General features: G+C 67.1%; 6 protein-coding genes and 1 pseudogene. 5 read left to right on the top strand and 2 right to left on the bottom strand.

Annotation, left to right across the window (positions count from 1 at the left end):
* Window positions 1–176 (bottom strand): annotated as a pseudogene (locus tag AZG88_RS55765) (MerR family transcriptional regulator); the annotation flags it as partial.
* 589 nt (window positions 177–765) lie between these two features.
* Here AZG88_RS55765 and AZG88_RS49290 point away from each other — a divergent pair.
* The 4 genes from AZG88_RS49290 (at window position 766) to AZG88_RS29295 (ending at window position 6267) form a co-directional block, all read left to right on the top strand.
* Window positions 766–3000: a putative bifunctional diguanylate cyclase/phosphodiesterase gene (locus tag AZG88_RS49290; RefSeq protein WP_063886910.1), complete on the top strand. Its 2235-nt coding sequence runs from the start codon at window positions 766–768 to the stop codon at window positions 2998–3000.
* A gap of 165 nt (window positions 3001–3165) precedes the next feature.
* Window positions 3166–3696 carry a PadR family transcriptional regulator gene (locus tag AZG88_RS29305; protein WP_231914251.1) on the top strand — a complete coding sequence of 177 codons (531 nt, stop codon included), beginning with the start codon at window positions 3166–3168 and terminating at the stop codon, window positions 3694–3696.
* 940 nt (window positions 3697–4636) lie between these two features.
* Window positions 4637–5899 (top strand): hypothetical protein, encoded by a 1263-nt coding sequence (locus tag AZG88_RS29300; protein WP_061699892.1) that lies wholly within the window; start codon window positions 4637–4639, stop codon window positions 5897–5899.
* A gap of 83 nt (window positions 5900–5982) precedes the next feature.
* Window positions 5983–6267, top strand: coding sequence for a hypothetical protein (locus AZG88_RS29295; RefSeq protein WP_231914250.1), 285 nt, complete (start codon window positions 5983–5985; stop codon window positions 6265–6267).
* Between the two features lie 125 nt (window positions 6268–6392).
* Here the strand turns inward: AZG88_RS29295 and AZG88_RS55150 are convergent, their stop codons facing one another.
* Window positions 6393–6518, bottom strand: coding sequence for a hypothetical protein (locus AZG88_RS55150; RefSeq protein ID WP_269455082.1), 126 nt, complete (start codon window positions 6516–6518; stop codon window positions 6393–6395).
* Between the two features lie 317 nt (window positions 6519–6835).
* Here AZG88_RS55150 and AZG88_RS29290 point away from each other — a divergent pair, with 317 nt between their 5' ends.
* Window positions 6836–7144: a DUF4193 domain-containing protein gene (locus tag AZG88_RS29290; protein ID WP_061699891.1), complete on the top strand. Its 309-nt coding sequence runs from the start codon at window positions 6836–6838 to the stop codon at window positions 7142–7144.
* The last annotated feature ends 542 nt before the right edge of the window (window positions 7145–7686 follow it).

The raw sequence follows: 7686 nt of genomic DNA, 5'->3' as shown, positions 1-7686 counted from the left end.
GTGACGCCGAGGATCTCGGCGGCGTGGCCCATGCTGTAGGCCGGGTAGTCCTCGTCGTCGAACTTCCCGGCCGGGCTGTGGTCGGGCGAATCTTCCTGAATGGGGTGACACCCTTTCAACGGACAGGGCCCCCGGCGCCGTGAGGCACCGGGGGCCGGTTTCATTTCCTTGTTCACTGCACTTTCTCCGGCTGTCGGGCTGTTCTTGCTGCCCGGCCGCCGACCGGAGGTACCGGGGCTTTACACACTCAGATCAACCCGTGCCCTGGCACTTCCTCATCTTGCGGTACTGCTCTGCGGGTAGTTCATTCTCTCCCGCATCTCGTGAACTCTTTCCTTGCGACGAGAGGAACTCTACAACGGGGCCGCCTTAATGTCTACTCCCGCGACTACAGAAATTCTGGAGTGGGTTGACCAGGGATTTTCAGACGAACCCGGGAGGCCGGGGGCGGTTCCGTCGACGTCGACCGGCGGCCCCTCGACGGATCGATGACCGGTCACCGATCCCTGAGCGGATCGCCCTTCTGGGGCAGCAGTTGGGGGTACGAATCCACTGCCCAGTCGCGCTGTGCGAGCCAGTCCCTCGCACGAACTGACATGTTGATAGTCGATTACAGTCCGCGTGAGTGCTGCGATCATCAGAGGAACGTGTACCTCTCTCCGGTTGGGGTGTCCCCGCCCACCGGACTGGTACAGGCTCGCAAGATCAGGTTCGCCGGGCTCAGGCGTCCTGGATGGATTGGGTGCGCCCCGCACGGGAGGGAGTGTGGTGGAGGTCGAGTTCCCGGAGGCGTTGGCGCGGTCGTTACTCGTGCATGCGCCGGACCTGGTCTCGGTGTCGGAGTTGGTCACCGGGCGCATCGTCTATCTCAATCCGGCCGGACGAGGGCTGGTGGGTTTGCGCGATGACGCCGACGCCCGCGCCCGGACCACTGCGGAGTTCTTCACCGACGCCGGGCTGGCCCAGGCCGGGCTGGTGGAGGCAGCGCTCACCGCCGGTGGACGGTGGCGAGGGGTCAGCGAGCTGCGGCATTTCGGCACCGGGGCCGCGATTCCGGTGTCCATTTCCACGTTCGTCCTGCCCCGCCCGGAGGACGGGCCGGCGCTGATCGCGGCGGTCATGCGGGATCTGCGTCCGCGACGACGGCAGGAACACCGTCTGCGCCGGGCGCTCGAGGGGGCCGCGTACCGGGCCCGCGAACAACAGGCCCTGGCCGAGCTGAGCCAACTCGCCGTGCACGCCGACCGCGATGAGCTGCTCACCGCGGCCACCGGTGCGGCCGCCACCCTGATGGGGGTGCAGTGTGCCTCGATCTCCCAGCTGACCGAGTCCGGGGACACCCTCGAGGTCCTCGCCTACCGCGGGCAACCGCCCCAACCGCGTTCCTTCCCGACCGGGACCGCGTCGCACCCGGGATACGCGGTGAGTACCGGGGAGATGGTGGTGTGCCCGAACCGGGATCGCGAAACCCGCTTCGACACGGCCGCGATGGCCGCCCGCCGGTTGCGCAGCGGCATTTGTGTGCCGATCGGGAACGGCGCCGACTGGGGGGTGCTCGCCGTGCACAGCCCCCGCTCGCGCGACTACACCGACCGGGACATCTCTTTTCTGCGTGCGGTGGCCGCGGTGGTGGGGGCCGCGATCCGCCGGATCGACGCCGAAACCCGGCTGCGGCACCGGAGCATGCAGGACCCGCTCACCGGGCTACCGAATCGCCTCGCCGCCTACCACCGCATCGACACCGCCCTCGACACCGCCCGCGAGCAGCACAGCACGTTCGCGTTGCTGCTGGTCGATCTCGACGATTTCAAGACCGTCAACGACATTCTCGGGCACTCGCACGGTGACGCCGCCCTGATCCACCTCGGTGCCCGGCTCACCGGCGCGGTCCGTCCCGCGGACACCGTGGCCCGGCTCGGCGGCGACGAATTTCTGATCATCTGCGAGCATCTCGGCGACATCCCGTCCGCGACCGCCCTCGCCACCCGAATCATCGCCCTGCTCGCCACCCGGGACGACCTTGCCCCCACGGCGGCGTTCAGCGCCAGCATCGGCATCGCCATCTCCGAGCCCACCTGCACCGTCGACGAACTGATCCGCCGTGCGGACCTGGCGATGTATCGGGCCAAGCGTGCCGGGCCCGGCAGTTACGCGGTCTACGACCGCGCGGGCGACGCCTACGACGCGAACCGGGTGGTGCGCCTGTCCACGGATCTGCGTGTCGCCCTCGAGAACCCCCACGGTCAACTCACGCTGCTCTACCAACCGATCGTCGACCTCCACCGCGGCGGTATCGTCGCCGTCGAGGCCCTGGCCCGATGGACCCACCCCGCCCTCGGTGTCATCGACCCCACCGAATTCGTCGCGGTCGCCGAACGGACCGGACTTATCGATGCCCTCTTCCAGTGGGTGCTCCGCACCGCCTGCCGCCACGCCGCCCCCTGGCAACGGTTCGGGGTGGACCTGCGGGTCAACGTCACCGGGACACAGCTCCAGGATCCGGTCTTTGCCGACCGTGTCGCTGCCGCGCTCACCGCCACCGGGATGCCCGCCGACCGCCTCGGACTCGAGATCACCGATACCACCTCCGGGGCGGTCCCCACCCGCAGCGTGGACACCCTGGCCGGTTTGCAGCAGCGGGGGGTGGCCCTGCTCCTCGACGGACTCGGTCCCGGGCACAACCCCTTGGCCGGGCTGGACCGGTACCCGATGTTCGACTACCTCAAGATCGACCGGGCGCACGTCACCGCCCTGCCGGGTCGGCGTCCCGAAGCCGTCGTCACCGCGATCGTCGCCCTCGCACATGCCGTCGACGCCCGCGTCATCGCGGTGGGCGTGGAAAACCAGACCCAGCTCGACATCCTGCGCGCCCACCGCTGCGACCTCGCTCAAGGATTCCACCTCGCCGACCCCGCCCCCGCCGACACCATCACCACCCTCCTCGAACACCCACGCCCCACCCCCGACCCCGGAGCGCCCGGCGACCGCGCACCCCGATGAGGCAGGTTCGGCCGGACATCAGGACGTAGACCGGGGTGGCTCGGTGCTGCGCCTGAGAACAGCGCTACACCCGAGCGCCTCGGAGAACTCCGGACACCTCGAGCACGGTGCACCCCGGATCCCGAAAGCCTGAGATGCACCTCCCCGCCCGGAATCACCACCGCCGTGTCGTCGCACGCGCCCGACTCGCAGATCTACCCCGAGTTACGCCGCATGGAGCAGGCGGGCCTGATCGACGGCAAGCAAGTGCCCTGGGGGCCCCGCAGCACCAAGAAGCAATACTCGATCACCGACCTGGGGATCGAGGCGTTTCGCGAATGGATGTGCACGCCAATCGAGTACACGCCTGCACGCAATGTCCACCACCTGCAGGCGGCGTACTTCGAGTGGACCGACACCGAGCACGCCCGCGCTCATCTTCAGAACCACATCGACTACTACACAGCGCAACTCGCGCAGTGGACGATCATCCACCGCAGCATTCTCGAGCGCACGAATCTCACCATGGTCAAGCGCATCGAGAAGTACCCCACGGAGCAGCACGAACGTATCGTCGCGTTCAAGGCGTTCGCGTACGAGGGAATGCTCTCACTCGCACAGGCTGAGATCGACTGGGCGCACAAGGGGCTGGCCCTCCTCGACCAGCTCGCCTCACCTGACGAGATTCCCACCGCCGAACCCGTTCGCCAGCAGTAGAACCGCGCACGACGACCATGCGCCCGGTGCCATCCACGACGGAGGAAACCGCATACGCGGATGCTGACGGCTCTATCAGGGCTTTCACGGCTGGCGCCGATGTCGGGCGCGCATCCGCGCGTGCAACTTCCCGATGGACTTGTCAGTCGTTCCGCGAAACAACCTGACGTGGGTCAACCACAGCGACCGTCGTGGCAACAGCACTTCCGTTGTCACACACGTACCTCACCTCGACCGTATCGGTCCACGTCACGATTCAGTCTGGTTCTGACCGACATGAAACGTGGAAAACCGACACGGAACGCGGAACCTACAGCCGCCACCGGTGATAGGAGTCGTTGAGCGCCCCGGTCCGTGTCACTCATGATTCGTGCGCACTCGGCGACGATAATTTCAGTTATACGCAGTTATCCCCCGAAACTGCGCCGTCAGCGCGTTTTTGCTCTGGAACGTGTCGGTACGGCCAGTTACCCTGCGCCGGCGACCCTCGAACAGGTGATCGTCCTCCGGCGTAATAGCCGATCTCGACAACCTGGCCGGCGCGCCCTCGCAGATCGGAGAACGTGGCATCTCAGATCGCCGCGACGGTGCAGCGGTCCCGCGGACTAACGTCGCGCCTCTTCCATCCCCAAAGTCCGCGCCTGGACCCGCGACCGCGGCGTCGACGCCCGCACCCGCGGATGCTGCGCTTCCACATCTGTGCGGAGTTGTCAGCGAGTCGCACCGACCTACTCCCGGCACGTACTGCCCGCGCACGTACTTGCCCTCGCGGGTCGGTGAAGCTGCCCCTACGCTCCCCTGTCGCTTCACCCCCGGAGGGTGCTTCAGTGGTGCCTTTTCAAGGTGGTTCGGCCCTGCGTCGTCGCAGTCACCGGATCAGGTGATGCCGGTACCATCACGGCCGTGATGCGGATGATGATACGAACCAGGACCGGCGTTCATGGCTGACCTGCACGAGGCGCAGCCGGGTGCTGAGGCCCCGCCGGAGACGACGCTTGCCGAGTTGATCGCCCGCAGCGGAGCTTTGAAGAGTGAGTTGGTGGACTTCGTCCAGCACGCCCGTTTCGACCGGCAGTTGACCACCCTACTCCGGGACGCGGCCGGCACCGGCCCGCTCGACGAGGCCGTCCTCGTCCGCACCATCGATCACTTCGCCCTCGAGTACCGCCTTCGAGACGGCGGCACCGTGGTGGAACAGTTCGTAGCACTCCGCCGCCCACCCCTGACCGACGACGAGCGCGCGATGCTGCTGGGGTGGCGTGACGTCGTCGAGGGCTACTTCGAGGTGCACCCGGCAGCCGACGACGACCTCGGCACCGTCGTCCTCCACAACCTCGTCGACGACCTGTATTACCCGGTACACTCCAACACCGGCCCGGACGTGGTCGCCGCACTGCAGCCCGGGATGTTCGTCTACTGCCGCATCGTGCCCGTCCACCCCGTCACCGGACACTGGCTGATCAGCGGCCACCTGCTCCCCTTCCCCTCGTCCTCCGGCCCGGTCCTCGCGCAGGCCGCGCAGGAAGTGCTCACCGCCGATCCGAGTCTGCTGCGCCGCAACCGCGACCTGTACCAGCGGGCCTGGCAGCTGCAGGCCGACGCCCGTGCCTCATTCCTCGACTTCTTCGGAACCGATCTGGTGATCCTGCCGCCCGCCGCGGCCCAGGCGCGGCTGATCGAGTACTACCGGCACCACCTCGCCCGGGCCGATGCCGCCACAACGGCCCACGACCCACCCAGCAGCCCGGCGGCGCCGCACGCGCTGACCGCCGAGCAGATGGGCCGACTGCCCGAGGACTACCTCGACGCGGACAGCGTCGGTTTGATCTACGACGAGACCGAGGGCCTGAACTATTACCAGGATTTCGGCCGTCTGGACGCGATGTTCGCTGATCCCGCGCTGGCCGGCGACCACACCCACATCGCCCTTCTGCGCGCCTACCTCGACGACGACACGGTCTCCGCCCTGCCGCTCCGCAGACTGGCGCAACGCCATCCCGACGGCGTCGACCTCGTTTTCCGGACCCTGCTGCGAAGGCCCCGCTTCTGTTGGCACCGCGACGGTGAAGACCTCCTGCGCACCCGCAAGAAGGAATTCTTCCAACGAGAGACAGCGCCCAGCTTCACCGTCACCGGTCGACGCCTCGCCGAACTTCTCTACCCCCACGGCAATGAGGACGGCATCGTCATCCCTGGGTGTTGACGGCGAAGGCCCGCCGGATCTCGTGCCCGGCTTGCGGAGCGCTCACGCTTCACCGCCTGTGCGCCACTGACGGGCAGTAACCCATGTGTGCCTCCGTCGACAGCAACGAGATACCGAAGCAGCATCGCTCGCGGTTGCCCGTCGTGTCGATCGCCCTGGGGGCCGTGGCCGTGGCCTCGTTCTGGGTGGTCGGGCTCGGCTTCATCCTGGGAGTCGCCGCGGTCGTGTGCGGCGCTATCGCCGCGTCGCGGTCCGCGGTAGCGGACGACAAGGCGGCATCGTTGCGGGCCCTCCTGGGCGTCGTTGCCGGCACCGCGGGCATCACCGTCTCCGCGATCGCCCTATTTCCCATGCTGGCGCACCTGTGAATCACGAACCCGGCCAACGCATTTTCGGTCGCCATCCGGCCTGACCCGACCGCACCACGCCGGCACCGCCGTCCCCACCCCACAGGCGGCTCCATCGCGACCACCACCTGTCCTGTGCGGGAACATCATATCGGAGCCCGCGGTGATCGTTCGAGACTGCCCCGCTCGTCGAGAACCTCGAGCGCCGTGGTCGGGATGCGGAAGTCGTCGCCCTCCGACGCGCGGAAACGGTTGCGTACGTGGGAGAGCATGGCGAGTTCACGTTCGAGGTCTGCTGCGGATCGATCGACCTCACCACCCCCGGGGCGGCGCTAGCGAGTTTCGTCGCCCGTTCTCGCTGCTTGGGGGGTGCGAGTTCTCGATCCGATTGCTCGAGTACTTCGAGCGGCGATGCTCGACCCGATGCGATCAGCTCGCGGCGGGCGACCTGGTAGCTGTCGAGTTCGTCGGTGACGATCACCCGCGGCGCATACTCCGCCCCCAGAGGTTGAAGTCGCAGCACACGATGCCCCCAAGCGCGTGACGCGCCACCGCACCCACTAGTCTGCCGGGCCCGAACACCCAGAGCATGAGGAAAAGATCAGTCACTGCCACCGGCTACGACGCACCACGAATCACCGAATCCGACGAGACGGACACATCCCTCGAACAGCTGACCGCCAGCCGGAAAGACGCCCAGCCCCCCGCCGTGGCCGTCGAAGACGCGACACCGCCCGAATCCTTCGAACTGCCCGGCACCGACCTCTCCGGTGAAGAACTCACCGTCCGCATCATCCCCAAGCAGGCCGACGAATTCACCTGCACCAGTTGCTTCCTGGTCCACCACCGCAGTCGCCTCGCCGAACCTCAGCAACTGATCTGCCGGGACTGCACCTGAGAACGTCAATCAATCGGAGTGCCTCGCTCCCCCGGGATCCCGGCTTCCCGGATACGGTCGACCTCGTCCTCGCTGAGTAACCTCTCCCGTCGCCCTGGGCTGCGGCCGAGGCGGTGCGGATTCAGATTCTGGCGGGTCACACGTGGCACGGACGGAAAGGGTCAGGGCTCGGGTCGGTCNNCTTCACCCACGTCTCGTATCCACCGTCGGCGTGCTCAAGCAGGTTCAGGCGCTGCAATGGCCGAACACACCCCGCAGGTTCAGTCCGGGTCAAGAACAGCTCCATCCCGATGAAGAACCACGCCACGACGCCGGCCAGGGGACGATGAGGGACGCGATTCTGGACGCATCGACCATCGACGGATCGAACCTGTTCGGTGTTCACTCGAATCAGCACAAGCAATGCGACTGCTCGACCTGCAAGGGTGGACACCACGGCGGCACCTGTCATCAAAGCTGGGAGGAACGGCCAGGATGAAACCGGAAACAGCGGAAGCCCGCATGCTGCTGTCGGCGATCGAACACGCCCAGAACATGGTCGC

The sequence above is a fragment of the Rhodococcus sp. LB1 genome (genome assembly GCF_001583455.1).
GTDB lineage: Bacteria > Actinomycetota > Actinomycetes > Mycobacteriales > Mycobacteriaceae > Rhodococcus_F > Rhodococcus_F opacus.
The sequence above is the reverse complement of the archived record's forward strand: the minus strand, read 5'-3'. Positions and strand labels throughout refer to the sequence as shown.